This is a genomic window from Sphingomonas sp. SRI_018, from assembly GCF_057586275.1.
Genome location: NZ_JBYCZO010000002.1, coordinates 373,023 through 399,690, shown reverse-complemented (window position 1 = coordinate 399,690; position 26,668 = coordinate 373,023). Strand labels below are relative to the sequence as shown.

General features: G+C 69.8%; 29 protein-coding genes and 1 tRNA gene. 19 read left to right on the top strand and 11 right to left on the bottom strand.

The window, feature by feature from the left end; all coding sequences use genetic code 11:
* Positions 1-119 precede the first annotated feature (119 nt).
* Complete coding sequence (gene motA / locus AC2YHA_RS13885; RefSeq protein ID WP_233784431.1) at positions 120-983, top strand: flagellar motor stator protein MotA; 864 nt, start codon at positions 120-122, stop codon at positions 981-983.
* Positions 984-986: 3 nt separating this feature from the next.
* Positions 987-1,892, top strand: coding sequence for a flagellar motor protein MotB (locus AC2YHA_RS13880; protein ID WP_233784432.1), 906 nt, complete (start codon positions 987-989; stop codon positions 1,890-1,892).
* Positions 1,893-1,919: 27 nt separating this feature from the next.
* Here the strand turns inward: AC2YHA_RS13880 and AC2YHA_RS13875 are convergent.
* Positions 1,920-2,006, bottom strand: a tRNA-Leu gene (locus AC2YHA_RS13875).
* Between the two features lie 110 nt (positions 2,007-2,116).
* On the opposite strand from AC2YHA_RS13875, the gene AC2YHA_RS13870 reads away from it, so the two are divergent.
* Positions 2,117-3,460: an MATE family efflux transporter gene (locus AC2YHA_RS13870; protein ID WP_487402072.1), complete on the top strand. Its 1,344-nt coding sequence runs from the start codon at positions 2,117-2,119 to the stop codon at positions 3,458-3,460.
* Between the two features lie 147 nt (positions 3,461-3,607).
* On the opposite strand, the gene AC2YHA_RS13865 is transcribed toward AC2YHA_RS13870, so the two are convergent.
* The gene (locus tag AC2YHA_RS13865) at positions 3,608-4,435 is read right to left on the bottom strand and encodes an MJ0042-type zinc finger domain-containing protein (RefSeq protein ID WP_487402071.1); all 828 of its coding nucleotides are present in this window, start codon (positions 4,433-4,435) and stop codon (positions 3,608-3,610) included.
* A gap of 178 nt (positions 4,436-4,613) precedes the next feature.
* Here AC2YHA_RS13865 and ftsE point away from each other — a divergent pair, with 178 nt between their 5' ends.
* From ftsE to AC2YHA_RS13840, 5 genes are read left to right on the top strand one after another with little or no spacing between them, the layout of a single operon-like run.
* Complete coding sequence (ftsE, locus tag AC2YHA_RS13860; protein WP_233784435.1) at positions 4,614-5,318, top strand: cell division ATP-binding protein FtsE; 705 nt, start codon at positions 4,614-4,616, stop codon at positions 5,316-5,318.
* The gene (locus AC2YHA_RS13855; protein ID WP_487402070.1) at positions 5,315-6,214 is read left to right on the top strand and encodes a cell division protein FtsX; all 900 of its coding nucleotides are present in this window, start codon (positions 5,315-5,317) and stop codon (positions 6,212-6,214) included. The genes ftsE and AC2YHA_RS13855 overlap by 4 nt, the downstream gene beginning before the upstream one ends.
* Before the next feature lie 2 nt (positions 6,215-6,216).
* Positions 6,217-6,753 (top strand): YdcF family protein, encoded by a 537-nt coding sequence (locus AC2YHA_RS13850; protein WP_487402312.1) that lies wholly within the window; start codon positions 6,217-6,219, stop codon positions 6,751-6,753.
* On the top strand, positions 6,750-7,448 hold the full coding sequence (locus tag AC2YHA_RS13845; RefSeq protein ID WP_487402069.1) for a lysophospholipid acyltransferase family protein: 699 nt from the start codon (positions 6,750-6,752) through the stop codon (positions 7,446-7,448). Before AC2YHA_RS13850 ends, AC2YHA_RS13845 begins: the two co-directional genes overlap by 4 nt.
* A 5-nt stretch (positions 7,449-7,453) precedes the next feature.
* Positions 7,454-7,945 carry an anthrone oxygenase family protein gene (locus tag AC2YHA_RS13840; protein WP_487402068.1) on the top strand — a complete coding sequence of 164 codons (492 nt, stop codon included), beginning with the start codon at positions 7,454-7,456 and terminating at the stop codon, positions 7,943-7,945.
* Here AC2YHA_RS13840 and AC2YHA_RS13835 read toward each other — a convergent pair.
* Both AC2YHA_RS13835 and hisC read right to left on the bottom strand, forming a co-directional pair.
* Positions 7,939-8,847: a prephenate/arogenate dehydrogenase family protein gene (locus AC2YHA_RS13835; protein WP_487402067.1), complete on the bottom strand. Its 909-nt coding sequence runs from the start codon at positions 8,845-8,847 to the stop codon at positions 7,939-7,941. The genes AC2YHA_RS13840 and AC2YHA_RS13835 overlap by 7 nt on opposite strands.
* The gene (gene hisC / locus AC2YHA_RS13830) at positions 8,847-9,947 is read right to left on the bottom strand and encodes a histidinol-phosphate transaminase (RefSeq protein WP_487402066.1); all 1,101 of its coding nucleotides are present in this window, start codon (positions 9,945-9,947) and stop codon (positions 8,847-8,849) included. Before hisC ends, AC2YHA_RS13835 begins: the two co-directional genes overlap by 1 nt.
* A gap of 95 nt (positions 9,948-10,042) precedes the next feature.
* On the opposite strand from hisC, the gene metX reads away from it, so the two are divergent.
* The 4 genes from metX to AC2YHA_RS13810 are packed head-to-tail and all read left to right on the top strand — an operon-like array spanning position 10,043 to position 12,451.
* Positions 10,043-11,161, top strand: coding sequence for a homoserine O-acetyltransferase MetX (gene metX / locus AC2YHA_RS13825; protein ID WP_487402065.1), 1,119 nt, complete (start codon positions 10,043-10,045; stop codon positions 11,159-11,161).
* Positions 11,154-11,606, top strand: a complete 453-nt coding sequence (locus tag AC2YHA_RS13820; protein ID WP_487402064.1) for a GNAT family N-acetyltransferase — start codon at positions 11,154-11,156, stop codon at positions 11,604-11,606. The genes metX and AC2YHA_RS13820 overlap by 8 nt, the downstream gene beginning before the upstream one ends.
* The gene (gene metW, locus AC2YHA_RS13815; protein WP_487402063.1) at positions 11,584-12,186 is read left to right on the top strand and encodes a methionine biosynthesis protein MetW; all 603 of its coding nucleotides are present in this window, start codon (positions 11,584-11,586) and stop codon (positions 12,184-12,186) included. Before AC2YHA_RS13820 ends, metW begins: the two co-directional genes overlap by 23 nt.
* Positions 12,187-12,214: 28 nt before the next feature.
* Positions 12,215-12,451, top strand: coding sequence for a hypothetical protein (locus AC2YHA_RS13810; protein ID WP_487402062.1), 237 nt, complete (start codon positions 12,215-12,217; stop codon positions 12,449-12,451).
* A gap of 115 nt (positions 12,452-12,566) precedes the next feature.
* Here AC2YHA_RS13810 and ssb read toward each other — a convergent pair whose 3' ends face one another.
* From ssb to AC2YHA_RS13785, 5 genes are read right to left on the bottom strand one after another with little or no spacing between them, the layout of a single operon-like run.
* Entirely contained in the window at positions 12,567-13,112 is a 546-nt protein-coding gene (gene ssb, locus AC2YHA_RS13805; protein WP_487402061.1) for a single-stranded DNA-binding protein, read from the bottom strand.
* A 10-nt stretch (positions 13,113-13,122) separates the two neighbouring features.
* Positions 13,123-14,967, bottom strand: a complete 1,845-nt coding sequence (feoB, locus tag AC2YHA_RS13800) for a ferrous iron transporter B (RefSeq protein ID WP_487402311.1) — start codon at positions 14,965-14,967, stop codon at positions 13,123-13,125.
* Positions 14,968-15,004: 37 nt separating this feature from the next.
* A complete protein-coding gene (locus tag AC2YHA_RS13795; protein WP_233784446.1) occupies positions 15,005-15,274 on the bottom strand; it encodes a FeoA family protein in 270 nt (89 codons plus the stop codon).
* Between the two features lie 54 nt (positions 15,275-15,328).
* Complete coding sequence (locus AC2YHA_RS13790; RefSeq protein ID WP_487402060.1) at positions 15,329-15,988, bottom strand: COQ9 family protein; 660 nt, start codon at positions 15,986-15,988, stop codon at positions 15,329-15,331.
* Positions 15,981-16,925, bottom strand: a complete 945-nt coding sequence (locus AC2YHA_RS13785; RefSeq protein ID WP_487402059.1) for a DMT family transporter — start codon at positions 16,923-16,925, stop codon at positions 15,981-15,983. The genes AC2YHA_RS13790 and AC2YHA_RS13785 overlap by 8 nt, the downstream gene beginning before the upstream one ends.
* Before the next feature lie 58 nt (positions 16,926-16,983).
* Between AC2YHA_RS13785 and AC2YHA_RS13780 the strand changes: the two genes are divergently transcribed.
* Positions 16,984-18,063: an alkene reductase gene (locus tag AC2YHA_RS13780; RefSeq protein WP_487402058.1), complete on the top strand. Its 1,080-nt coding sequence runs from the start codon at positions 16,984-16,986 to the stop codon at positions 18,061-18,063.
* On the opposite strand, the gene ubiG is transcribed toward AC2YHA_RS13780, so the two are convergent.
* The gene (gene ubiG / locus AC2YHA_RS13775) at positions 18,064-18,801 is read right to left on the bottom strand and encodes a bifunctional 2-polyprenyl-6-hydroxyphenol methylase/3-demethylubiquinol 3-O-methyltransferase UbiG (protein ID WP_487402057.1); all 738 of its coding nucleotides are present in this window, start codon (positions 18,799-18,801) and stop codon (positions 18,064-18,066) included.
* Positions 18,802-18,852: 51 nt separating this feature from the next.
* On the opposite strand from ubiG, the gene AC2YHA_RS13770 reads away from it, so the two are divergent.
* The 3 genes from AC2YHA_RS13770 to AC2YHA_RS13760 are packed head-to-tail and all read left to right on the top strand — an operon-like array spanning position 18,853 to position 21,769.
* On the top strand, positions 18,853-20,109 hold the full coding sequence (locus AC2YHA_RS13770) for an aspartate kinase (protein ID WP_233784451.1): 1,257 nt from the start codon (positions 18,853-18,855) through the stop codon (positions 20,107-20,109).
* A gap of 45 nt (positions 20,110-20,154) precedes the next feature.
* Positions 20,155-21,183 (top strand): NAD(P)H-dependent flavin oxidoreductase, encoded by a 1,029-nt coding sequence (locus tag AC2YHA_RS13765; protein WP_487402056.1) that lies wholly within the window; start codon positions 20,155-20,157, stop codon positions 21,181-21,183.
* Between the two features lies 1 nt (position 21,184).
* Entirely contained in the window at positions 21,185-21,769 is a 585-nt protein-coding gene (locus tag AC2YHA_RS13760; RefSeq protein ID WP_487402055.1) for a YdeI/OmpD-associated family protein, read from the top strand.
* Between the two features lie 115 nt (positions 21,770-21,884).
* Here AC2YHA_RS13760 and AC2YHA_RS13755 read toward each other — a convergent pair whose 3' ends face one another.
* Positions 21,885-22,205: a hypothetical protein gene (locus tag AC2YHA_RS13755; RefSeq protein ID WP_487402054.1), complete on the bottom strand. Its 321-nt coding sequence runs from the start codon at positions 22,203-22,205 to the stop codon at positions 21,885-21,887.
* 136 nt (positions 22,206-22,341) lie between these two features.
* Here AC2YHA_RS13755 and ptsP point away from each other — a divergent pair, with 136 nt between their 5' ends.
* The 3 genes from ptsP (at position 22,342) to AC2YHA_RS13740 (ending at position 26,668) form a co-directional block, all read left to right on the top strand.
* Positions 22,342-24,621, top strand: coding sequence for a phosphoenolpyruvate--protein phosphotransferase (gene ptsP, locus AC2YHA_RS13750; RefSeq protein ID WP_487402053.1), 2,280 nt, complete (start codon positions 22,342-22,344; stop codon positions 24,619-24,621).
* 236 nt (positions 24,622-24,857) lie between these two features.
* Entirely contained in the window at positions 24,858-25,688 is an 831-nt protein-coding gene (locus AC2YHA_RS13745; RefSeq protein WP_487402052.1) for a helix-turn-helix domain-containing protein, read from the top strand.
* 68 nt (positions 25,689-25,756) lie between these two features.
* Positions 25,757-26,668 carry a tetratricopeptide repeat protein gene (locus tag AC2YHA_RS13740; RefSeq protein ID WP_487402051.1) on the top strand — a complete coding sequence of 304 codons (912 nt, stop codon included), beginning with the start codon at positions 25,757-25,759 and terminating at the stop codon, positions 26,666-26,668.

The window sequence follows — 26,668 nt, the reverse complement described above, 5'->3', positions numbered from 1 at the left end:
AGAGGCGGAAAAGATTTCTCACCCGCTTTAACCAAATTCCCACCTCCAGCCCTCAAAGATAACCCGAAACGGCCGTTAACCCTGACAGGAACGGTCTTCGCCAGGGGGTAATCGAGTTCATGTTTCCGGCGATCGGTCTCGTCATCCTGCTCGCAATGGTCTTCGGTGGCTTCGTCATCACGGGCGGCGCGCTGGGGCCGGTGATGCATGCCATCCCGCACGAGATGCTGATCATCGGCGGCGCCGCGCTGGGCGCGCTGGTGATCGGCAACTCGGGCAAGGAGCTGAAGGCGCTCGGCGGCGGCGTGATGAAGGTGCTGAAGGGCCCCAAGTACAAGAAGCAGGATTATCTCGACACGATCTTCCTCGTCTCCAAGCTCATGAAGATGCTGCGGACCGACGGCCCGATTGCGCTCGAGCCGCATGTCGAGGACCCCAAGTCCTCCGCGATCTTCGCCGAATATCCGCGCCTCCTCGCCGACGATACGCTGGTCAACCTGATCGCCGACACGCTGCGCCTGGTCGTCGTCTCGTCGGGCACGCTCGACGTCCACGCGGTCGAGGAGGTGATGGACAACGCCATCAAGACCCACCACCACGAGGTGCAGAGCCCGCAGGGTGCGCTCCAGTCGCTGGCCGATGCGCTGCCCGCGCTCGGCATCGTCGCCGCAGTGCTGGGTGTGGTGAAGACGATGGGTTCGATCGACAAGCCGCCGGCGATCCTCGGCGCGATGATCGGATCGGCGCTGGTCGGCACCTTCCTCGGCGTGCTGCTCGCCTATGGCATCGTCGGCCCGCTCGCCAATCGCCTCAAGCAGGTGATCGACGCCGACGGCGCGATCTACCACGTCGTCAAGCAGATCATCATCGCCTCGCTCCACGGCCACCCGCAGCCGCTGGTGATCGAGGCGGCGCGCTCCGGCATCGCGCACAAGAACCAGCCGGGCTTCGGCGAGGTATTCGACGGTTTGAGGGGAAGATAGGCCATGCCCGCCGCAAGGGCGCCGCACGGCTCGAACCAGCCGCCCAAGATCATCGTCAAGAAGGTCTATGTCGAGGAGCACGGCGCGCATCACGGCGGCGCCTGGAAGGTCGCCTATGCCGATTTCGTGACGGCGATGATGGCCTTCTTCCTGCTGTTGTGGATCCTCGGCGCCACCACCGAGAAGCAGCGCAAGTCGATCGCCGACTATTTCGCGCCGACGCTGGTCGAGATGCGGCAGGAAAGCGCCGGCTCCAACGGGCTGTTCGGCGGGGCCTCGCTCGTCGACAAGGACAATTATCCGCACCGCGCGTCGCAGACCGGCACGCGCGCGTTGACCGTGCCGGTGAGCGCGACCGGCGGGCTGCGCGAGGGCTCGGGCGATCGCGGTTCGATGAAGCGCGCCTCGATCTTCGCGGAGGACGAGGCCAACTTCAATCGCCTGCGCCGCCAGGTCGAGCTCAAGATCAAGCAGAACGCGCGGCTCGCCAAGCTCGGCAAGCACGTCAAGTTCGTCGCGACGCGCGACGGGATGCGCATCGATCTGCTCGACGATGCCGATTATTCGATGTTCGCGCTCGGCACGACCGCGCTGGTGCCCGATGCGTCGGAGCTGATCGGCCTGGTCGCCGAATCGATCCGCGGCATGGACAATCCGATCATGATCCGCGGCCATACCGACAGCCTCGCCTGGGGCGATCCCAGGGCGATGAACAACTGGATGCTCTCGTCGGGCCGCGCGGAGGCGACGCGCCGCCGGCTGGCGCTGGGCGGCGTGCCGGAGACGCATTTCGAGCGGATCGAGGGAGTCGCCGACCGCGAGCCGATGATCGTCAAGAATGCCGCCGATCCGCGCAACCGGCGCGTCGCGATCACCTTGCTCTATCGGCGGGGGACCTTCGGAGGCTGAGCCGCCCTATGGGCTCAGCCGGGGTGATGGTGCGGTCGAGAAGACTCGAACTTCCACGTCCTTTCGGACACAACGACCTCAACGTTGCGCGTCTACCAGTTCCGCCACGACCGCACATGAAACCCGCCGGACGTGCCGGCGGCTGGTAAGGCGAGCGCCCCTAGCGCAGCCGGACCGTGCTGGCAAGCTTCCTTGATCGCGTGGGAACGGTTACCGGCGAAACCATGTCCGAACCCGCCATTCCCGCCCGCGACGTCGCCGCCGAGACCCGGCGGCTGCTGGCGCTCGCCTGGCCGGTGGTGCTGACCAGCCTCAACTGGACGATCCTCCACGTCACCGACGTGGTGGTGGTCGGGCTGGTCTCGACCGAGCAGGCGGCGGCGCTGGGGGCGAGCCGGGCGCTGACCTTCATCGGCATCGTCGCCGTGCTCGGCTGGCTGACCGGCATCTTGGTGTTCGCCTCCCGCGCCGACGGCGCCCGCGACCTGCCGACGACGGGCCGCGTGTTCCAGGAGGGGCTGGTGCTCGGTCTGGCGCTGGGCCTCGCCGCGGGCGCGCTGCTGTTCGCCTTCGCCGAGCCGATGCTGCTGGCGATCGGCGTGGCGCCCGCGATCGCGCCGGACGCGGCCGCGGTGGTGCGGGTGATGGCGCTCGCCTATCCCTTCCAGACGCTGATCATCGCGGCGAGCTTCTTCCTCGAAGGCGTCAGCCGGCCGCAGCGGGTGACGGTCGTCAACTTCATCACGCTGCCGGTCAATGCGGTGCTCGCCTGGGCGCTGTCGGGCGGCCACGCCGGGCTGCCCGCGCTCGGCGCGGTCGGCGCGGCGGCAGCGACGGCGATCGCGTCGGTGCTCGGCGCCGCGTTGATGATCGGCGCCGCGCTTACGCTGGCGCGGGCCGAGGAGCGCGGGGTGCGCCGGTGGCGGGCGACGGGAGAGGGCGTGCGCAGGCTCGCCGCCTTCGGCCTGGTGCCTGCGATCGCGTCCGCGCTCGAGCTTGCCGGATTCTCGGTGCTGATCGCGCTGTCGACGCGGCTGGGGGAGGCGGCGACCCATGCCTTCCAGATCGTCTTCTCGATCCACAACGTGACCTTCGCGCTCGCGCTCGGCATGGGTTCGGCGGCCGGCGTGCGCGCGGGCAATGCGGTGGGCGAGGGCCTGCCGCGCGAGGCGCCATGGCGCGCGACGATCGCGACGGCGCTGGCCGCCGCGGCGACCGGAGTGTGCGCCGTCATCCTGCTCGTATTCGACCGCAGCGTTACCGGCGCCTTCCCCGCCGCCGTCGAGGTGCATGTGCTGGCCGCGGCGATGCTGCTCGTCTGGGCGCCCTTCATCCTGTTCGACGGGATGCAGGTGGTGCTGGTCTATACGCTGCGCTCGCTCGGCGACCAGGTCGCGGCGGGCCTCAACGGCGTCGCCGCCTTCTTCTTCGTCACCGGCGGGCTCGGCTGGCTGCTGGTCGAGCAGGGCGTCGGCCCGATGGCGCTGGTGTGGGCCTCGGGCATCGGCATGGTCGCGGCGGCGCTGCTCAACGGCCTCCGGCTCGGCTGGGTGAGCCGGCGACTCTAAATCCTCCCCAAGCTTGCTTAGGGAGGGGGACCATCGCGCAGCGATGGTGGAGGGGGCCGCCGGAACGGCGGCTGCGCCGCCGCCCCTCCACCACCGCCCTTGGCGGCGGTCCCCCTCCCCGAGCGAGCTCGGGGAGGATCTGGAGGGCTAGATCCCCCGCGCGAAGCTCAGCTCGAGCACGTGCGAATTGGCAGGCACGTCGAGCTTGGCCGAATTGAACTCGATCCCGCCGTTGGGCGCGAGCGAGCGCACCTTGGGCTCGATCGTCCAGCTGTAGACCAGCCGCCCCTGCGCATCGCGCAGCTCCGCGCGGATGTCGGGCACGCGCTGCACCGCGCCGGTCGGGTTCACCACCCGACCCGAGATCGCGAACAGCTCGTTGCCGCTGGCGAGGTTGCGGCGGTCGATCGACTTGTCGGCGAAACGCAGCGGCGTCTCGGCATCGCCCAGCGGCAGGCCGAGCTGTGCGGCAATGCCGGGCTGACCCGTGTAGAGGATCGCCCCCGCACCGATCAGCATCGAAGCGCCCGCGACCATCGCCGCCGCGGTCCAGCGCCGCGCGGGATTGCGCCGCGGCTTGAACGGCGGGCGGTGCGCGAACGCGTCGAAATCGCGCCGCGGCTCGGCCACGGCCTCGTCGACATAGCTTCGGACCGGCGCCGGCCGCGGTTCGGCGGCGGGAGACGCCGCTTCGGTCCGCGTCGCCCCAACTGGCGCCGCTTCGGCCGCCACCGGCTGGGGTGCCGGTGCCGCGGGAGCAGGCTCGGCCGCTATCGGCCGCGGCGCCGATGGCACCGGATCAGGCGGTGCCGCCGCACGCTCGACCGCAGGGGTCGATCGGTCGACCGCCGCCGAGGCCGGCGCTTGGAACCAGCTATGCTTGCAATTGGCGCAGCGGACGGTGCGGCCATCCGCACCGACGGCGCTGTCGGGAACGAGGTATCGCGTGCCGCACTCGGCGCATTCTAGGATCATGCGTCGTCACTCACACAGGCTGTTCGGCTCATCACACCCGATCAACCGCGCTGAATCTAAACACGAAACGACTCGGGGAGCAAGAGTCTCGAAAGAGTCAAGAGACATATTGTGGCACGGTGGCGCCTGTGCGATGGCTGTGGGCATCGGGGCAAGCAGCGGGTAAGCCGGCGCCGGCATGGCGAACATCGTCCAGTTCGAGAATGTCGGCCTGCGCTACGGCACGGGGCCGGAGACGCTGTCCGACGTCAGCTTCACGCTGGCGACCGGCGCCTTCTATTTCGTGACCGGTGCCAGCGGGGCGGGCAAGACCAGCCTCCTCAAGCTGCTCTACCTTGCGCAGCGGCCGACGCGCGGCACCATCCGGCTGTTCGGCGAGGATGCGGTGATGCTGCCGCGCTCGCGCCTGCCGGGCTTCCGCCGCCGGATCGGCGTGGTGTTCCAGGATTTCCGCCTGATCCCGCACCTCACCGCCTGGGACAATATCGCGCTGCCGCTGCGCCTGTCGGGGGTGCCCGAGGGCGACATCGAGGCGCCGGTGCGCGAGATGCTCGCCTGGGTCGGCCTGTCCGAGCGTGCGCACGCCCGGCCGCCGACGCTGTCGGGCGGCGAGCAGCAGCGCATCGCCATCGCCCGCGCGGTGATCGGCCGGCCCGAGATGCTGGTCGCCGACGAACCCACCGGCAACGTCGATCCCGAGATGGCGGCGCGGCTGCTCCATCTGTTCGACAGCCTCAACCGGCTCGGCACCACCGTGGTGGTGGCGACGCACGACTTTCATCTCCTGAGCCGCATCCCCAACGCGCACATGATGCGGATCGAGCACGGCCAGCTGCTCGACCCGACCGGCAGCCTCCGCCATCCGCCCGGGCGGCCGACATGAGCGAAATCGAGGAGGAGATCGTGGAGGTCGGCCGGGTCAAGTCGCGCTGGCGGCTGCTCGACGACGGCCGGCGCACGCGGGCGATGAGCTGGGTGATGGCGGTGATGCTGTTCCTGACCGTGCTTGCCGGCGCGCTGGGGCTCGGCACGCTCGGCGCGGCGACCAGTCTCGACAGCCAGCTTGCGGGGCGGCTCACGGTGCAGCTGGTGGGCGCAGATGACGATGCGGCGGCGGACCTTGCCCGGCGCCTGCGCGCGATGCCCGAGGTGAAGGCGGTGCGGCAGGTGCCCCGCACCGAGCTGGCAGAGCTGCTCGAGCCCTGGCTGGGTGACGCCGGGCTCGACGCCGACCTGCCGATGCCGGCGATGATCGACGTCGACCTCCGCGATCCCGCGGACGCCACCGCCGCGCGCGTTTCGGCGGCCGCCCGCGCTGCCGCGCCCGGCACACGGGTCGACCGCAACGCCGCCTGGCTGGCGCCGGTGCGCAGCTTCGTGCTGTCGCTCGCCTGGCTGGCGGGTGGCCTGGTGCTGCTGATGGCGGGCGCGACCACCGCGATCGTGCTGCTGGCGGCGCGCGCCGGGCTCGACACGCACCGCGACACCATCGAGGTGCTGCACATGCTGGGTTCGACCGACGTGCAGGTCGCGCGCCTGTTCCAGCGCAGGATCGCGCTCGATACGCTGATCGGCGGCGCGATCGGAACCGTCTTCGCGCTGGCGACGGTGGCGCTGCTCGGCAGCCGCATCGCCAGCCTCGATTCGGCGCTCGCCAGCGGGATCGGCCTTTCGGCGTTCGGCTGGGTGCTGCTCGCGCTGATGCCGGTCGCTTTCGCACTGCTGGCGATGGTCGCGGCGCGCATCACCGTGATCCGTGCGTTGAGGCAGGTACTGTGAAGATTCTCGTCCGCCTCCTCGCGATCGCCGCGCTGCTCTATCTGCTCGGCTTCGCGCTGTTCGGCTTCTCGCTTGGCCGCCCGCTCGGTGCGCGCAAGACTGATGCGATCGTGGTGCCGACCGGCGGCCCTGGTCGGATCACGCGCGGGATCGCGGTGCTCAAGGCGGGCGAGGCGAAGCGGATGCTGATCAGCGGCGCCGCCCCGGACGTGCGCCCGATCGAGCTTGCGATCGAATATGGCGTCGAGCCGCGATGGTTCGCCTGCTGCATCGATCTGGGGCAAGAGGCGGTCGATACCCGCTCCAATGGCGACGAGACCGCCGAATGGGTGCGCACCCACGGCTTCAGGTCGGTGCGGCTGGTGACGGCGGAATGGCATATGCCCCGCGCGCGGCTCGAGCTCACCCACGCGCTCGGACCGGATGTCGAGGTCGTCGGCGACGCCGTCGTCACTCGTCCGAGGTTCGGGATGCTGGTGCGCGAGTACAACAAATATCTCGTCCGCCGCGCGGCGATCCTGTTCGGGATCGGCGGATGATCGCCTGGGCGCGCACCTTGCTGTTCGTCCTCGTCTTCTGGGGCGGGTCGGTGCCGTTCGTGCTCGGCGCGCCGGTCGCCGCGCTGTTCGGGCGGCCGGTGCTCCGGCGCTATGCGCGTGCCTGGCTCGGCTTCCACAGCTGGGCGACGCGCTGGCTGATCGGCATCCGCACCCGCGTGATCGGCGCGCCGGCGGAAGGGCCCGCGCTCTATGCCTGCAAGCACCAGGCGATGTTCGAGACCTTCGAGGTCGCGCGAATGCTGGGCACGCCGGCGCCGATCATGAAGCGCGAGCTTGCCGGCATCCCGGTCTGGGGCTGGGCGGCGCAGCGCTACGGCGTGATCGTGGTCGACCGCAGCGCCTCCGCCACGGCGCTGAGGCGCATGATGCGCGATGCCGAGCAGGCGCTGGCCGAGGGACGGCCGGTGGTGATCTTCCCCGAAGGGACGCGTGTGAAGCCCGGCGAGATGCCGCCGCTCAAGCCTGGCTTCGCCGGCCTCTATCGCGCGCTCGGCCTGCCGGTGATCCCGGTCGCGCTCGACAGCGGCCGGCTGTGGCCGAAGCGCGGCGCCAAGCGCGCCGGCACCGTCACCATCGCTTTCGGCGATCCGATCCCCCCCGGCCTGCCGCGCCGCGAGATCGAGGCGCGCGTCCATGCCGCGATCAATGTGCTGGAGTCGAACGTGAGAGGATAGCCACGATGAAGATGGTGCTGTGCTGGCTGGCGCTGATCGGCGCGATCGGATCGGGATTGATCGCGGGGTTCTTCTTCGCCTTCTCGAACACGGTGATGGGGGCGCTCGGGCGGATGCCGCCGGCACAGGGGGCGGCGGCGATGCAGCACGTCAACGTCGTGGTGCTCAACCCGCTGTTCCTGTCCGTGTTCATGGGGACGGCCGTGGTCGGCGCGGTGCTGGCGGGCGGGGGGCTGCTGCGACTGGGGACGCCCGGCGCGGTGCTCGCGATCGTCGGAGGGCTCGCCTATGCGATCGGCACCTTCGGCGTGACGATGATGCTGAACGTGCCGCTCAACAACCAACTCGCGGCGGCCGATCCGGCGACGCAGGAAGCCGCGGCGCTGTGGGCGACCTATCTCAAGGACTGGACCTTCTGGAACACGGTCCGCACCTGGGCGGCGGTGGTCGCGATGGTGCTGCTGGTGTTCGGGTGGAGGGACCTCAGCCGTCAGTGATCCGACCGGCCGAAGTCCGGCCGTGCGTCGTCCTGGCCCTGCTCGATGATCGAGCGACGGACCGCGCGCGTCTCGGTGAACTTGTCGAACAGCACCTCGCCCTTGCCCCAGCGGATCGCGCGCTGGAGCTCGGTCAAATCCTCCGAGAAGCGCTGGAGCATGTCGAGCACCGCCTCACGGTTGGCCAGGAACACGTCGCGCCACATCGTCGGGTCGGAAGCGGCGATGCGGGTGAAATCACGGAAGCCGCCGGCCGAATATTTGATCACCTCGGAACTGGTCACCTCCTCGAGGTCGGACGCGGTGCCGACGATGGTGTAGGCGATGAGGTGCGGCAGATGGCTGGTCACGGCGAGCACGCGGTCGTGGTGGTCGGGCGCCATCTGCTCGACATTGGCGCCCAGCCGCCGCCAGAACTCCGCAACCCGCTCGACCGCGAGCGGATCAGCGCCGTCGGGCGGCGTCAGGATACACCAGCGCTTGTGGAACAGCGCGGCGAAGCCGGCCTCGGGGCCGCTGTTCTCGGTCCCGGCGACAGGATGGGCGGGGATGATCTTCGCGCCCGGCAGCGCCGCCGCCAGCGCCTCGACCACGCTGGCCTTGCATGAACCGACGTCGCTGACGATCGCTTCCGCCGGAAGGTCGGCGGCGAACTCCGCCGCCGCCGCACCCATCGCCCCGACGGGCACGCACAGCACGACGAGATCGGCGTCGATCACCGCCGCGCCGGCGCTGTCGGCGATATCGTCGCAGAACCCGAGCGCCCGCGCCGTCTCGCGCACCTCCGGATCGGCGTCGTAGCCCGACACGGTCACGCTCGGCATCGCCTCCCGCACGCCGCGCGCGATCGACGAGCCGATCAGCCCGAGCCCGATGACGGCGACGCGCGAAAACGGCAGCATCAGCCGGCTCTCTCGACCAGCGCGCGGAGCGCGGCGGCGACGCCGCGGGTCTCGTCCTCGGTGCCGATGGTGATGCGAAGGCCGTGCGGCAGTCCCTGGCCCGGCAGCCAGCGCACGATGTAGCCGGCGTCCATCAGCCCCTTGTAGGCGGCTTCGGCGGTCAGCTTGCCCTCGAACAGCACCAGCACGAAATTGGCCTGGCTCGGCACCGCGCGCAGCCCGGCATTGCCGAGCTTGGCCACCTCCTCAGCAAACCAGCGCCGCCATTCGGCATTGTGTGCGCGGGTGTGCTCGACGAAGCCGGTGTCGCCGATCGCGGCGATCGCGGCGGCGGTGCCGGCGATGGTGATCGAGAAGGGCAGGCGGATGCGGTGCATCGCCTCGATGATCGCAGGCGAGGCATAGCCCCACCCGATCCGCTCGGCGGCCAGCCCGTACATCTTCGAAAAGGTGCGCGTGACCAGCACGTTGGGCGCGCTTTCCGCCAGCGCCATGCCGCCGTCCTCGGCATCCCCCTCGATATATTCGGCATAGGCGTGGTCGAGCACGAGCAGCACGTCGCCCGGCAGGCCCGCATGCAGCCGCGCGATCTCCGTCTTGCCGGCATAGGTGCCGGTCGGGTTGTTGGGATTGGCGATGTAGACGATACGCGTGCGCGGCGTGACCGCGGCGAGGATCGCGTCGACGTCGGTCGCATAATCCTTGTCGGGCGCCACCACCGGGGTCGCGCCGACGCGCCGCGCGGCGATCTCGTACACCGCGAAGCCGTATTTCACGAAGATCACCTCGTCGCCCGGCCCGGCGAAGGCACCCGCCGCGAGGTGCAGGATCTCGTCCGATCCGTTGCCGTAGATGATCCGCATGGGATCGAGCCCGTGCTTCGCCGCCAGCGTCTCGCGCAGCTCGGCGCCGCTGGCGTCGGGATAGCGTTCCAGCCGGCTGGCGGCGCTCGCGAACGCCGCGCGCGCGGCCGGGCTGGTGCCGAGCGGATTCTCGTTCGACGAGAGCTTGACGACCTTGCGGCCGTCGTCGGTGGTCGAGCGCCCCGGCACATAGGGCGCGATCGCCATGATCCAGGGCTTGGGGACAGGAGCGTTCATGAAGGCGAGCCGATGGCCCAATGCGCGCGTGCTGGCAAGCGTTGCGGCGCGGCACGGGACTTGCGTTGCCGGGGAAACGGCCTAGCAGCGGGACGATGAGCGACGACCGCTTCGGCCTCGACCGCATTGCCCGTCTCGCAACGCCGCTGTCGCTCGACGGCGGTGCCAGCCTGGCGTCGGTCGAGATCGCTTACGAGACCTATGGGGAGCTCTCGCCGGCGAAGGACAATGCGATCCTCGTCTGCCACGCGCTGACCGGCGACCAGCACGTCGCCTCCAACCACCCGCGCACGGGCAAGCCCGGCTGGTGGACGCGGATGGTCGGGCCGGGCAAGCCGATCGACACCGATCGCTATCTCGTCATCTGCACCAACGTGCTGGGAAGCTGCATGGGCAGCACCGGTCCCGCCAGCCTGAGACCGGACGGCTGTCCCTATGGCATGAGCTTCCCGGTCATCACCATCCGCGACATGGTGCGGGCGCAGGCGATGCTGCTCGACCATCTCGGCATTCCGACGCTCGCGGCGGTCGTCGGCGGATCGATGGGGGGAATGCAGGCGCTGAGCTGGGCCGCGACCTATCCCGAGCGCGTCCGCGCGGCGGTGGTGATCGCGTCCACCGCGCGCCATTCGGCCCAGAACATCGCGTTCCACGAGGTCGGTCGCCAGGCTATCATGGCCGATCCCAAGTGGCGCGGCGGCGACTATTACGGCACCGGCGACCCGCCGACCGCGGGCCTCGCCGTCGCCCGCATGGCCGCGCACATCACCTATCTCTCCGAGGCCGGTCTCACCGAGAAATTCGGCCGCAAGCTCCAGGCGCGTGAGGTGAAGACCTTCGGCTTCGACGCCGATTTCCAGGTCGAGAGCTACCTGCGCCACCAGGGGCTGACCTTCACCGATCGCTTCGACGCCAACTCCTATCTCTACATCACCCGCGCACTCGACTATTTCGACCTGGCGGAGGAGCATGGCGGCCTGCTCGCCAATGCCTTCCGTGGTTCGAAGACCCGCTTCTGCCTGGTGAGTTTCGACACCGACTGGCTCTATCCCACTGCCGAATCGCGCACGATCGTCCACGCCCTCAACGCCGCCGGGGCCGCCGCGAGTTTCGTCGAGCTCCACTCGCCCTACGGTCACGATGCGTTTCTGCTCGAATCGCCCGAATTGAACCGGGTCGTCGACGGTTTCCTCAGGACCAACGGACATGACTGAGATCATCCTCTCCGACGATCGGGCCCGCCTGGACGTGGATCGCATCCACGGCTGGCTCGCCTCCAGCTACTGGTCGCCGGGTATCGAACGATCGCTGGTCGAGCGGGCGATCGCAGGGTCGCATTGCCTGGGCGCCTATCGCGACGGCGAGCAGGTCGGCTTCGCGCGGATGATCACCGATCACGCCACCTTCGCCTGGCTGGCGGACGTGTGGGTCGACGAGACGGCGCGCGGGCTCGGCATCGCCCGGCGGATGGTGCGCTGGTTCCTCGACCATCCGGACTTCGCCACCATCCGGCGGACGGGCCTGGTCACGCGCGACGCCCACGGTGTCTACGCGGACTGCGGTTTCACCCGGCTCCACCGGCCCGACCGCTACATGGAGCGGCTGGCGCCCTGGGCCCTTCAGCTGATGCAGGACGATGCCGAGCAGCCTGCGTCCTGACCTGGCGATCATCGCCGCGAATGTCGCGCCGGGCAGCCGTGTGCTCGACGTCGGCTGCGGCGAGGGCGCGCTGATGGCGGCGCTGCGCGACGAGCGCGGCGTCGACGCGCGCGGGCTGGAGCTCGATCCCGGCGACGTCGCGACGGCGGTCGCGCGCGGGCTGTCGGTGGTGCAGGGCGACGCCGACACCGACCTCAAGGACTATCCGACCGACGCGTTCGACTATGCGATCCTGAGCCAGACGCTCCAGACGACGCGGCGGCCGGACCATGTGCTCGACGAGCTGCTGCGGATCGGGCGGCGCGCGTTCGTCTCCTTCCCCAATTTCGCGCATTGGCGGGTGCGCGCGTCGCTTTTGTTCGGCGGGCGGATGCCGGTCACGCGGCTGCTGCCGCTCGAATGGTACGAGACGCCCAACATCCACCACGTCACCGTCGACGACTTCCGCGCCTTCGTGCGGCAGCGCGGGATCACGGTGGAGGGCGCCTGGTTCCTCGCCAACGGCGCTCCCGCCCGGCCGGCGGCGGCGAACCTGTTCGCCGAGCACGCGGTGTTCCTGCTGAGCCAATCCCGCCGCTGATGCGTTCTCTCCTCGAAGGAGAGCGATGATGAGCGACAAGCAGCCGACGCAGGCGAGCGGCGGTCCCGGCGGCAAGGGGGACGGCGTCAGCGACATCGCCAGCCGCAAGGGCGGCGGGGAATCGGGCGGCGGTGCCTACGCCGATAAGAATCTGGTCAAGCGAAAGGGCGAACAGTCGGGCTTCCTCGGCCACGGCGGCCAGAGCGAGATCGACTATCACGGACCCGACAATCCCAATGAGACATCGGGCGGCAACAAGCCTTGAGATTGATCGTGCTCCTGCGAAAGCAGGAGCTCTGGCCTCGAGCGATACCCTCGATGATCCAGGGCTCCTGCTTTCGCAGGAGCACTAGGTCACTTAATGCGAAGCTTCGGGCCGCTCAGAACGGCACGTCGTCGTCGAGGTCGTCCGCGAAGCCGCCGCCGAAGTCGTTGCCCTTGGCCGCGCCCGAGCGCTGGCCGCCCGAGTTGAAGTTGCCGCCGCGCCCGCCCGAGCTCTGTCCGGCGAAGTCGTCGCTGCCGCCCGTCCAATCGTCACCGCCGCGCGGGGCGCCGCCACCAGCGCCACCGCCCGGCGCGCCGTCGAGCATCGTCAGCACGCTGTTGAAACCTTGCAGCACGATCTCGGTCGAATAGCGGTCCTGGCCCTGCTGGTCCTGCCACTTGCGGGTCTGGAGAGCGCCCTCGACATAGACCTTGCTGCCCTTGCGCAGATAGCGCTCGGCGACGTTGGCGAGGCCTTCGTTGAAGACCTTGACCGTGTGCCACTCGGTGCGCTCCTTGCGCTCGCCGGTGTTGCGGTCCTTCCAGCTCTCCGACGTCGCGATGCGCAGCTCGACGACCTTGCCGCCGTTCTGGAAGCTGCGGCTCTCGGGATCGCGTCCCAGGTTGCCGACCAGGATGACCTTGTTGACGCTGCCCGCCATTCAAAAATTCCTACAATCCAATTGCCGTCGCGACCCAATAGGTCGCTCCCGCAGCGATGTAGGCCAGTGCGAACAAATAGCCAACCATGAACGCGGGCCATTTCCACCCGTTGGTTTCGCGCCGCGTGACGGCGATGGTCGAGATGCACTGCGGCGCGAACACGAACCACATCAGGAAGGCGAGCGCGGTCGGCAACGACCAGCGGCCCTTGAGCTGGTCCTGGATGCGCCCCTCGTTGGCGGCGTCGGTGCCGTCGATGGCATAGACGGTGCCGATCGCCGCCACCGCCACCTCGCGCGCCGCCATCGCCGGCAGCAGCGCGAGCGAGATGTCGCGGTTGAAGCCGATCGGCTTCACCACCAGCTCGATCGCATGGCCGATGCGGCCGCCGATGGAGTAATCGACGGGGGAGATGCCCGAGCCCTCGGGCGGCTTGGGGACGCTCAGCAGCAGCCACAGCACCACCGTGGTCGCGGCGATGATCGTGCCGGCGCGCTTCAGGAAGATGATCGCGCGCTGCCACAGGCCGAGCAGCACGTCGCGCATGCTCGGCCATTGATACTTCGGCATCTCCATCATGAAGCCCGAGGAGGCGCCCTTGGTCACCGTCCGCCGCAGCACCAGCGCCGCGCCATAGGCCCCCGCCACGCCGACGATCAGCAGGCCGAACATGACGAGCCCCTGCAGCCGCACGAACGGCAGCACCTGGGTGTTGGGGATCATCGCGCCGATGATGAGGGTATAGACCGGCCAGCGCGCCGAGCAGGTCATCAAGGGCGCGATCAGGATGGTGGTGAGCCGGTCCTTCTCGTCGTCGATGGTACGCGTCGCCATGATCCCCGGCACCGCGCAGGCGAAGGACGACAAGAGCGGGATGAAGGCGCGGCCCGACAGGCCGACGCTCGCCATCAGCCGGTCCATCAGGAACGCCGCGCGCACCATGTAGCCGGTCGATTCGAGCACGAGGATGAACAGGAACAGGATCAGGATCTGCGGCAGGAACACGATCACCGCGCCGACGCCGGCGATCAGCCCGTCGGTGATCAGCGATCGGACGAAGACGTCCGGCATCACCTCCCGCACCCAGTTGCCGAGCGAGGTGAAGCCCGCGTCGATCGCATCGGCGGGGATGACCGCCCAGGTGAACACCGCCTGGAACATCACGAACAGCAGCGCCAGCAGCAGCGCCGGTCCCGCCACCGGGTGCAGCGCGATCACGTCGAGCCGGTGGGTCCAGCGCCGCACCGCCGTCTCCGAGACGGTGGCCTTGGCCGCGATGGTGCGGGCGAGGCGCTGGAGCGTGGCGATATCGTCGACCGGTCCGCCGCCGGCCCGGATCGGCCGCGCACCGCTGACCTGCACCGCCTCGGCGAGCCGCTCCTTGAGCCGGTCGATGCCGCGCTTGCGGACCGCGACGGTCGGCACCACCGGCACGCCGAGCTCCTCCTCGAGCTGCGCCGGATCGAGCACCAGCCCGTCGCGCTCGGCGAGGTCGATCATGTTGAGCGCGATCACCACCGGCGTGCCGAGCGCGATGAGCTGGAGCGCGAAGCGCAGGTGGTTGTCGAGATTGGCGGCGTCGACCACCACCAGGATCGCATCGGGCAGCCGCTCGCCTTCCTGCCGGCCGAGCACGACGTCGCGCGTCACGCGCTCGTCGGGCGAGGCTGGATCGAGGCTGTAGGCACCGGGCAGGTCGATCAGCTCGACGGGGCGGCCGTCGGGCAGCGCCATCCGCCCGGAGTGGCGCTCGACGGTGACGCCGGGATAGTTGCCGACCTTCTGCCGCGCGCCGGTGAGCGCGTTGAACAGCGCGCTCTTGCCGGCATTGGGATTGCCGACGACCGCGACCAGCGGCGCGAGGGTGGCGGGGGCGTGCGTCGGACTTACTCTAGCTGGCGGGGGCGACGTGGATGGCGTGGCCGACGTGGCGGCGGATCGCCACCGTCATCCGCCCGATCCGGCAGGCGATCGGCCCGCTGCCGAGCGAGGCCTTGTGCAGCAGCTCGACCTCGACGCCCTCGTCGAGGCCAAGCTCGCGCAGCCGCCGCGCCTCCGGGGCGCTCAACGTGTCCCAGTCGACCGCGGCGACGGTGCCGGGCACGCGACGGGGAAGATGGCCGAGTCGGACGGGAGCGGACAAGGAGACGGGGGCATTCATTGCTGCGAGTGATTATCAATAGTAGCGCGGCGATGCCAGCGCAAAGTGCGACCCCTAGCGTACCGGATAGCGCAAGCGCCCGACGAAGCGCGACAGGCTCGGCCGATGGGCGGTGCGGGCGAGGAAGCCGGCCTTGGTCTTCTCGAACGCCATGATGCCGTCGATGCGCCGCTGGAGGAAGGCGCTGGTGTCGACGTGGCCTTCGCTCTCGTCGCCCAGGAATACCTGGATCGTCGCCGCATAGACGCCGGCGAGGATGCCCCGCTTGGTATAGTGGTTATAGTCGGTCGCGGTGTCGCCCGCCGCGCGCCACATGACGTCGGCCGAGCGCCAGCCGAGCTTCGCCGCCCGCACCAGGTTCTGCGGCAGGGCCAGCACCGCATAGGCCCGCCGGAGCGATTCGCGCAGCGGGGCGAGCAGCTCGAGCCGCGCCTCGACCAGCGCCGCGATCTTCTGCCGCACCTTCATCGCCGCCAGCGTCTCCGGCGGCAGCTTGGCGAGCATCTCCCGATCGATGTGCGCGAACCAGGCATCGATCATCTCGACCGCGCCGCCCGGCCAGGCGAGCTTCGCCACGTCGGGATCGACCCCGCGCATCGCGGCGGCTGCGGCGACGGCGCGCGGCGTCCAGCCGTCGAACGCGGCATTGACCGCGACGTCGCCGATCAGCGCATCGCGAATCTCGTCGAGCGTGGCATCTTGGAGGTCAGCCATCCCGGCTCCTTTGCGCCTGCGCGCCGACCGGCGCAAGCTGCACGGGTGTCCGTCCGCCGCGGCGGACCAGCACCAGCGCGAGGGCGACCAGCGCGGCACCGACGAAATCGAGCGTGCCGAGCCGCTCGTCATAGACGACCCAGCCGATCGCCGCCGCCACCACCGGCTGGATCAGCAGCGCGATGCCGACCACCAGCGGCGAGAGCTTGCCGAGCGCGTAGATCATCAGTCCCTGCCCCACCACCTGGCTCAGCACCGCCAGCGCGACCAGCGGCCCCCAGCGATGCGGCAGGATCGCTTCACCGAGCAGCCAGGCGGCGACGAGCAGCGGCAGCACGCTGGTGATGCTCGACAGCGCGAGCGCGGGCAGCGGCGCCATGCGCTCGCGCACCCGCGACATGACGATGAAGTAAAGGGCGTAGAACAGCCCGGCGGCGAGGCAGAGGAGATCGCCGACGAGATTGCGGGAGGACAGCTCGGCCGAGCGCCCGAGCAGCAGCGCGCCGCCGGCCACCGCGATCCCCAGCGCGACACCCTGCGACCGCGTCGGCCAGCTCCGCGCGGCGATGAAGCCGTAGACGGGAAAGACCAAGGTCGCGACATTGCCGAGCAGCGTGGAGTTGGCGAGCGTGGTCTGGTGGATGCCGACATGCCAGCTGCCGAGATCGGCGGCGAAGGCGATGCCGCTCAGCCCCAGCACCCACCACAGCCCCTTGGCGCTGGCGATCGGGCGCTGGCGGAGCGACCAGGTCGCCGCCAGCAGCAGCGGCGCGGCGATCGCCATGCGCCAGAAGGCGGCCGCCACCGGCCCGACATCGGCCATCCGCACGAACCACGGCCCGAACGCGAGCGCGACGTTCGCCCCCGCCACCGCCAGCAAGGGTAAGATTTGGCTTTGCTGCGGCGCAGCTTTTCTTGGCTCTCCGCTCCGGTGCATGCGGCCCTGTAACGTCCTAGCTTCGCCGCGTCGCCCCCAAGGGAGGTTTTATCCGGTCATGCCCAGCTTGTTCGATTCCATCGACCTCGGTGCGATCCGCGCACCCAACCGCGTGTTGATGGCGCCGCTCACCCGCGGCCGCTCGACCGAGGGCCATGTGCCGACGCCGCTGATGATCGACTATTACCGCCAGCGTGCCGGTGCCGGCCTGATCATCACCGAGGGTACCGGCATCAGTCGCGAAGGGCTGGGTTGGCCCAACGCGCCGGGCCTGTGGACCGACGAGCACGTCGAGGCATGGAAGCCGATCGTCGACGCCGTGCACCAGGCGGGCGGCCGGATCGTGCCGCAGCTGTGGCACATGGGCCGGCTGGCGCGGCCGGACGTCACCGGCCTGCAGTCGCTGTCCTCCTCACCGATCCAGGCGCCCTATGCGCCCGGCAAGCCCAATCCCTATGACGAGCCGCGGCCGGCGACGCATGACGACATCAGACGCGTGCTCGACGACTATTCCGCGGCGGCACGCAACGCGCTGCGCGCCGGGTTCGACGGCGTCGCGCTGCACGCTGCCAATGGCTATCTGATCGACCAGTTCCTGCGTGACGGCGTCAATCATCGCGAGGATGACTACGGCGGTCTGCCCGAGAACCGCATCCGCCTGCTCCTCGAAGTCGTCGACCGGCTGATCGCCGAGGCCGGCGCGGATCGCACCGGCGTGCGCCTGTCGCCCAACGGCGAGACGCAGGGCGCCGACGACAGCGATCCCGAAGCGATTTTCGTGCCGGCGGCGAGGGCGCTCGCCGAGCGCGGCATCGCCTTCCTCGAGCTGCGCGAGCTCACGCCGGAGGGGACCTTCGGCAAGAGCGAGGTGCCTCCGCTCAGCTCCAAGATTCGCGAGGTCTTCCCTGGGCCGCTAGTGCTCAACCAGGACTATGATTTTGCGGCCGCGCAGGCCGCGCTCGATGCGGGCCTGGCCGATGCAATCGCCTTCGGCCGGCCGTTCATCGCCAATCCGGACCTGGCCGAGCGCCTGCGCCAAGGGGCGCCGCTCAACCCGGCCGACCCCAGGACCTTCTACACGCCGGGTCCCGAGGGCTATACCGACTATCCGGCGCTGCCCGAGACCAGGGCTGCCTGATCAGGCGCGGCGGGCAGTCACGAAATAATCGAGCGCGCGGCTGTCGCTGAGCACGAAGCCGTGGCCCGGCGACAGGCTGAGCCCGCGCGTGTCGATCACCTCCAGCCCCGCATTCTCGACCAGCGCGGTCAGTTCGTCGGGCGTCAGGAACTTGTCCCAGTCGTGCGTGCCCCTGGGAATCTGGCCGGTGCCCTCGCCGATGGTGATCATCGCGAGGCGCGACAGCGCGGTGCGATTGGGCGTCGACAGCAGCATCAGGCCGCCCGGCGTCAGCACCTCCGCCAGCCCGCGGACGAAGGCGGCCGGATCGGTGACGTGCTCGATCACCTCGAAGCTCACCACCAGGTCGAAGCGCCGGCCGGCAACGGTTTCGATCCCGCCGGCGAGATAGTCGATGGCGAGGCCGCCCGCCGCCGCATGCGCACGGGCGGCGCCGATGTTCTCCGGTGCCGCATCGACCCCGGTCACCGCCGCGCCGAGCCGGGCGAGCGGCTCGGCGAGCAGCCCGGCGCCGCTGCCCATGTCGAGCGCGGTCTTCCCCGCAAGCGGCGTGAAGCTCGCCGGATCGCCGCCCCAATGCGCATCGACCTGCTCGCGCAGGTAGACGAGTCGCGGCGGGTTCAGCCGGTGGAGCATCGCCGAGGAGCCCTTGGGGTCCCACCAGTCGGCGGCGAGCCTGCCGAAATGCGCGGCCTCGGCCGGATCGATAGTTGCGGCTGTTACGGTTGCGTGACCCATGCCGTCTCCCTATCAGGGCGCCCCACCTCACCCAAGGGATAAGCGACACCCATGGCCCGCATCGTGATGAAGTTCGGCGGCACCTCGATGGCGGGCATCGAGCGAATCCGCAGCGTCGCCGCGCGCGTCAAGCGCGAGTGGGAGGCGGGGAACGAGGTCGCGGTCGTCGTCTCGGCGATGGCCGGCGAGACCGACCGGCTGGTCAATTTCTGCCGCGAGGCGTCGTCGCTCTACGATCCGCGCGAATATGACGTGGTGGTCTCCAGCGGCGAGCAGGTGACGAGCGGCCTGCTCGCGATCGCGCTGCAGGCGATCGGCGTGCCAGCGCGCAGCTGGCTCGGCTGGCAGCTGCCGATCCGCACCTCCGACGGTCACGGCTCGGCGCGCATCGCCGAAATCGATACGACCGCGCTGAACGCCAGTCTCGCCAACCGCGAGGTCGCGGTGATCCCAGGCTTCCAGGGATTGGCGGCGGGGGAGCGCGTGACCACGCTCGGCCGCGGCGGCTCCGACACGTCGGCGGTGGCGATGGCGGCGGCGATGAAGGCCGACCGCTGCGACATCTATACCGACGTCGACGGCGTCTACACCACCGACCCGCGCATCGTGCCGAGGGCGCGGAAGCTCAAGCGGGTGACCTATGAGGAGATGCTCGAGCTCGCCAGCGTCGGCGCCAAGGTGCTGCAGACGCGCTCGGTCGGGCTCGCGATGAAGGAGAATGTCCGCGTCCAGGTGCTCTCGTCGTTCGTCGACGAGGACGGCGAGGCGGAGCCCGGCACGATGATCGTCGGGGAAGAGGAGATCGGAGACATGGAACGCCAGCTCATCACGGGCATCGCCCACGACAAGAACGAGGCGAAGATCACGCTGACCAGCGTGCCCGACAAGCCGGGCGCGGTCGCCAGCATCTTCGCGCCGCTGGCCGAGGCCGGCATCAACGTCGACATGATCATCCAGAACATCGCGCACAATGCGGGATCGACCGACGTCACCTTCACCGTGCCGTCCGCCGACCTCGCCCGCTCGATCGACGTGCTGAACCGCGCGCAGGGCGAGATCGGCTTCGGCGAGCTGGTCCATGACACCCGCGTCGCCAAGATCTCGATCGTCGGCGTGGGGATGCGCAGCCACGCGGGCGTTGCGTCGACGATGTTCACCACGCTCGGCGAGCGCGGGATCAACATCCAGGCAATCTCGACCAGCGAGATCAAGGTCAGCGTGCTGATCGAGGAGGACTATACCGAGCTCGCGGTGCGCGTGCTGCACACTGCCTATGGCCTCGACGCGCCGGAGGATGCGGCGGCCTGACGAGCCGCTTGCCGCGCCGCGGCGGCGAAGCTACCGCCGTGCCTTATGACTGATTCCTCGATCGGCCGCGAGCGTCTCGCCCGGCGCATGGCGCGCGGCGCGCAGTTCCTCGGCTCCGACGTCGCGATCCTGTGCGGCGCCATGTCCTGGGTGTCCGAGCGTAACCTCGTCGCCGCCATCTCCAATGCGGGCGGCTTCGGCCTGATCGCGTGCGGGGCGATGAGCCCCGAGCTGCTCGACGCCGAGATCGCCGGGACCAAGGCGCTGACCGGCCGACCGTTCGGCGTCAATCTGATCACCATGCACCCGCAGCTGTTCGACCTGATCGAGGTCTGCGCCAGGCACCGGGTGAGCCATGTCGTGCTCGCAGGCGGGCTGCCGCCGGCGGGGAGTCTCGACGCGATCAAGGGCAACGGCGCCAAGCTGATCTGCTTTGCCCCGGCGCTGGCGCTGGCGAAGAAGCTGATCCGCTCGGGCGTCGATGCGCTGGTGATCGAGGGGATGGAGGCCGGCGGCCATATCGGCCCGGTCTCGACCAGCGTGCTCGCGCAGGAAATCCTGCCCGAGGTCGCCGCCGACGTGCCCGTGTTCGTCGCCGGCGGCATCGGCCGGGGCGAGGCGATCGCGGGCTATCTCGACATGGGCGCGGCCGGCGTGCAGCTCGGCACCCGCTTCGTCTGCGCGGCCGAGAGCATCGCGCATCCCAACTTCAAGAAAGCGTTCCTCCGCGCCTCCGCCCGCGATGCGGTCGCCAGCGTCCAGGTCGATCCGCGGCTGCCGGTGATCCCGGTGCGCGCGCTCAAGAATGCCGGCACCGAGCTCTTCACCGCCAAGCAGCGCGAGGTGGCGCAGGCGCTCGACGAAGGCGGCATCGAGATGGCCGAGGCGCAGCTCCAGATCGAGCATTACTGGGCCGGGGCGCTGCGCCGCGCGGTGATCGACGGCGACGTCGAGCACGGCAGCCTGATGGCCGGCCAGTCGGTCGGCATGGTGACCAGGGAGGAGCCGGTCGCCGAGATCGTCGCCACGCTGATGGCCGAGGCCGCGCATGCGCTGGAGAAGCGGGCGGGGTGACATGGAGCAGCGGAATGGCCTTCCGATCCGCGCCTTCGCCAATGCCGCCGATTGGGAGGAATGGCTCGCCGTGCAGCCGCGGACCTCGCCGGGGGTGTGGCTGAAGTTCGCGAAGGCCGGCAATCCGGAGTCCTCGGTCACCAAGGCGCAGGCGATCGACGGCGCGCTGATCCACGGCTGGATCGACGGTCAGCTCGCCCCCTATGACGACGCCTGGTTCCTCACCCGCTTCACCCCGCGCAAACCACGCAGCAAATGGTCGGCGAACAACCGGGCGCGGGCGATCGAGCTGATCGCCGAGGGACGGATGGCGGCCGCCGGGCAGGCCGAGATCGATCGCGCGAAGGCTGACGGTCGCTGGGATGCCGCCTATGCGTCGGCCTCGGCCGCCGAAGTGCCCGACGATCTCGCCGCCGCCCTGGACGCCGAACCGGCCGCGCGCAGCTTCTTCGATACGCTGACCGGCGCCAATCGCTACGCGATCCTGCATCGCATTCACGACGCGAAGAAGCCTGAAACGCGCGCGGCGCGGATCGCCAAGTTCGTGGCGATGTGCGCGGCGGGCCAGACGATCCACGGGAAATAGGGCCAGCCTTACAGCGCGATGGTCGGGCTTATCGGCGTCACCCGACGCGACCTGGCCCAGATTCGCGCCAGATATCGAGCGAGCCGTTCAGGCCCGGCCGCACCCGCTCGCCGGCTCAATCGTCGCAATATTCCCAGCGGCCGGCGTTGCAGGCGGCGACGGCGCGGCGCCAGGCCGCCATCTTGCGCCTGTATTCCGCATGGGCGTCGGCATAGGTGTCGCGCGCGTCGCGATAGTTCTGCCAATTCCTGCCGTCGCGCCGGCGGACATAGTCGAGCTGATCCTGGTTCATCCGTCTGATGGTCGCGCTATCGCGTGCGCGCGCCGCGGCGCTGCGCATGGCCGGATCGCGGGGGTCGTCGGCATGCGCCGCCGCCGGCAGGAGCGTCGCACTCATGGCCAGCGCGCAGGCAAACGAACCGAACTTCATGATCATGCGGCCCCCTCCGTGCCCTCGCTCCCGCTATTTGCCCGCAAGCTGCCGCAAAGCAATCGATTTGCGACGAGCGGGCGGCAGGCAACCGTTGCAGCTATCGCTTGCGTTGGCACCGGCCCCGTCTATCTGATAGGCCATGGCCCTCACCGCCGCCGCCTCCGCCCGCGAGATCCTGGTCCGCCTTCACGACGTGATGGCGGCGCGGACCAGCGCGCAGGCGAAGCTCAACGCGGTGGTCGACATCATCGGCGAGGCGCTGGAGAGCGAGGTCTGCTCGATCTACCTGCTGCGCGAAGGCGTGCTCGAGCTGTTCGCGACGCGCGGGCTCGATGCGGCGGCGGTGCACGTCACCAAGCTGGCGCCCGGCGAAGGCCTGGTCGGGACGATCGCCGGCAATGTCGAGACGCTCAACCTCGACGAGGCCGCCAGCCATCCCGACTTCGCCTATCGGCCGGAGACGGGCGAGGAACGCTTCCACAGTTTCGCCGGCGTGCCGATCATCCGGCGCGAGCGCGCGGTGGGCGTGCTCGCGGTCCAGCATGTCGAGCCCAGGCGCTACGACGACGTCGAGATCGAGGCGCTGCAGACGGTGGCGATGGTGCTGAGCGAGCTGATCGCCAATGCCGGCCTGATCGACATGACCGGCGGCGGCACTACCCGGCCGCAGTCGACCGCGACCGCGCGGATCAGCGGCTTCAAGCTGGTCGACGGCATGGGCGCGGGCGTCGCGGTGTTCCACCAGCCGCGCATCGTCATCGAGCATACCGTCGCCGAGGACATCGAGGAGGAGCGGCGCCGCGTCTATTCCGCCTTCGACAAGATGCGCGACCAGATCGAGCGCATGGCGGCGCAGGCCGAGTTCGGCGTCGGCGGCGAGCATGATGAGGTGCTCGAGACCTACAAGATGTTCGCCTATGACGAGGGCTGGTCGCGCCGCATCAACGAGGCGATCGACAGCGGCCTGACCGCCGAGGCGGCGATCGAGCGCGTGCAGCAGCGCACGCGGATGCGGATGCGCGAGATCGACGATCCGCTGCTGCGCGACCGCATGCACGACCTGGAGGACCTCTCCAACCGGCTGCTGCGTATCGTCTCGGGCCGGCTCGGCACCGCGGCGCAGATGGGCCTCCGGGAGGATTCGATCCTGCTGGCGCGCAACCTGGGGCCTGCCGAGCTGCTCGAGTACGACCGGCGGCGGCTCAAGGGCGTGGTGCTGGAGGAGGGCAGCCTCACCGCGCACGTCACCATCGTCGCGCGGGCGATGGGCGTGCCGGTGCTCGGCCGCGCGCGCGACCTCCGCCGGCTGGTGGCGGAAGGCGACAAGCTGCTGCTCGACGTCACTGCCGAGAGCCTGATCGTCCGCCCCTCGACGGCGATGGAGGAGGCGTTCGAGGCCAAGCTGGCGCTGGGACAGAAGCGTCGTGCCGCCTTCGCTGCGCTCCGCGACCAGCCGCCGGTCACCAAGGACGGACATCGGGTCACGGTGATGATGAACGCGGGCCTGCGCGACGACGTTGCCGCGCTGGACCTGAGCGGGGCCGACGGCATCGGACTGTTCCGCACCGAGTTCCAGTTCCTCGTCTCGGCGACGCTGCCGCAGCGCGAGCGCCAGCAGCGGCTGTATCGTGACGTGCTCGACGCCGCGGCGGACAAGCCGGTCACCTTCCGCACCGTCGACATCGGCGGGGACAAGGCGCTGCCCTACCTCAACCACGACGAGATGGGCGAGGAGGAGAATCCGGCGATGGGCTGGCGCGCGCTGCGGCTGGCGCTGGAGCGCGAGGGGCTGATGAAGGCGCAGGCGCGCGCGCTGATCGAGGCGGCGGCCGGGCGGCAGCTCAACGTCATGTTCCCGATGGTGAGCGAACCCTGGGAGTTCGACGAGGCCAAGGCGCTGTTCGAGGCGCAGCGCGAATGGCTGGCCGGCCGCAACCGCAAGATGCCGCACGAGATTCGCTACGGCGCGATGCTGGAGGTGCCGGCGCTGGCCGAGGTGCTCGACCAGCTGCTGCCGCGGCTCGACTTCCTGTCGGTGGGAACCAACGACCTCACCCAGTTCCTGTTCGCCGCCGACCGCGCGCATCCCAAGCTGGCGCTGCGCTACGACTGGCTGAGCCCGTCGATCCTGCGCTTCCTCGCCCGCGTCGCGGCGCCGGCGCAGGCGCTGGGCAAGCCGCTTGCCGTCTGCGGCGAAATGGGCGGACGGCCGCTGGAGGCGATGGCGCTGATCGGGCTCGGTATCGACCGCATCTCGATCACTCCGGCGGCGGTGGGGCCGATCAAGGCGATGGTGCGCAGCCTCGACCGCGCGGCGATCATGGCGCAGATGCGGGAATGGCTCGCCGCGCCGCCGTCGCGCGACCTGAGGGGGGTGCTGGAAGAATGGGCGCGGGCGCACGGGGTCGTGCTCGACTAGTCTTCTTAGATCGAAGCGTGTCAGTGCTCCTGCGAAAGCAGGAGCCCAGGATCACTGCCGACCCGCTTGCGGCCTGCGCTCCTGCTTTCGCAGGAGCACGATTTGACTTCATCAGAGCCGACTCCGGAGTTCGGGTTCAGCACCGAATCGCGCTTTTCCGCCATTGACAAGCGCTTCGGGGCCATGGGACACACCCGCGCGCCGCAGTTCGTGGCGTGGCCCCCACGGAGACGGCGATGGTCGAAGGCGAGGCGCAAGGCGACGCGAATTTGTTCCCGAAACAGTCGGGCGAGGTCCTGCGCGACGCGCGGATCGCGCAGGGGCTGGAAATCGCCGACGTCGCCGCCCGCACGCGCATCCCTCAGCGCCATCTCGAGGCGATCGAGGCGAGCAACTATGCGAGCCTGCCGTCCACCACCTATGCGATCGGCTTCGCCAAGGCCTATGCCCGCGCGGTCGGCGTCGACGAGGTGACACTCGGCACGCAGGTGCGGGGTGAGCTGTCGATGCTGCCGAGCCGCGAGCCGGCGACGCCGATCTACGAGGCCGACGAACCCTCGCGCACGCCGCCGAGCGGGCTGGTATGGGGCGGAGCGCTGCTCGCGCTGCTGATCCTGGCCGGCATCGGCCTGTGGTACGGCACCGGCATCTTCCGCGGCGACAGCGCGCCCACCGCGGCCGAGGCGACGGCGGAGCCTCAGGCGGCGCCGGCCGACACGGCGACCGTGGCGGTGCCGACGCCCGCGCCGACGCCGGCCGGCGGCCAGGTCACGCTCACCGCGACCGACGAGGTGTGGGTGCGCATCTATGACGCCGCCAACAATACGCTGCTGATAAAGACGCTGGCGCCCGGCGAGCGCTACGACGTGCCGATGGATGCCAACGGGCCGATGATCAACATCGGCCGGCCGGACAAGCTCGACGTCACCGTCAATGGCTCGAAGGTGGCGCCGCTCGGCAACGGCAAGGTCGCGATCAAGGACGTGCCGATCAGCGCCGCCGCCTTGCTCGCGCGCGGCGCGGCGCCGGCTGCGGCCGGCGGATCGAACGCGACCGCCGTCCCCTGACACTGGCGGCATGACGCCAAAGCTGCGATAGGGGCGCCCTGGGTTCGAGACACCGGGGATTGATGAGGATGCGTATCGTTTTGGCCGCGGCGCTGGTTGCCGCAACGCTCGGGTTCGCTGCTCCGGCGCAGGCGCAGAGCGGGCTCGAGGGTCGCGTGGGCAAGCTCGAGAGCGAGATGCGCGCGGTGCAGCGGAAGGTGTTCCCGGGCGGCGCCGGGATGACGGTCGAGCCGCAGATCACTGCGCCGCAGGCCCCGATCGCCGAACCGGGCACGCCGGCGGGCGGCGGGCTCGTCGACCTGACCGCGCGGGTGAGCGCGCTGGAGGCGGGCGTGCGCAACGTCACCGGGCAGGTCGAGCAGGCCAACTACCGGGTCCGCCAGCTCGAGGAGGCGTTCAACGCCTATAAAACCGCGACCGACGCACGGCTGAAGGCGCTGGAGGGCGGCGGCGTCCCGGCAGGCGATGCCCCCGCGGTAGGCGGGCCGGCCGAGGCTGCGCCGCCGCCGGTCACGCCGACCCGCCCGGCGGCGTCCGCGGGTGCCGATCCGGCACGCGCCGCGGCTGGTATCGAGCGTCCCAAGACCGGCGATGAGGCCGAGGACGGCTATGTCTACGGCTATCGCCTGTGGCAGGCGAAGCTCTATCCCGAGGCGGAGGCAGCGTTGAAGGCGGTCGCCGACAAATTCCCCAAGCACCGCCGTGCGAGCTATGCGCAGAACCTGCTCGGCCGCGCCTATCTGGACGAGGGCAAGCCCAACCTTGCGACGCTCGCTTTCTACGACAGCTACAAGAAGTTCCCGGACGGCGAGCGGGCGCCGGACAGCCTGTTCTACCTGGCGCAGGCGCTGGTCCAGCTCAAGAAGCCGGCGGATGCATGCAAGGTCTACAGCGAGCTGAGCTCGGTTTATGCCGGCAAGATCACGACCGCCATGGCCGCCGACATCGCCAAGGGTCGCGCGGCTGCCAAGTGCCAGTGA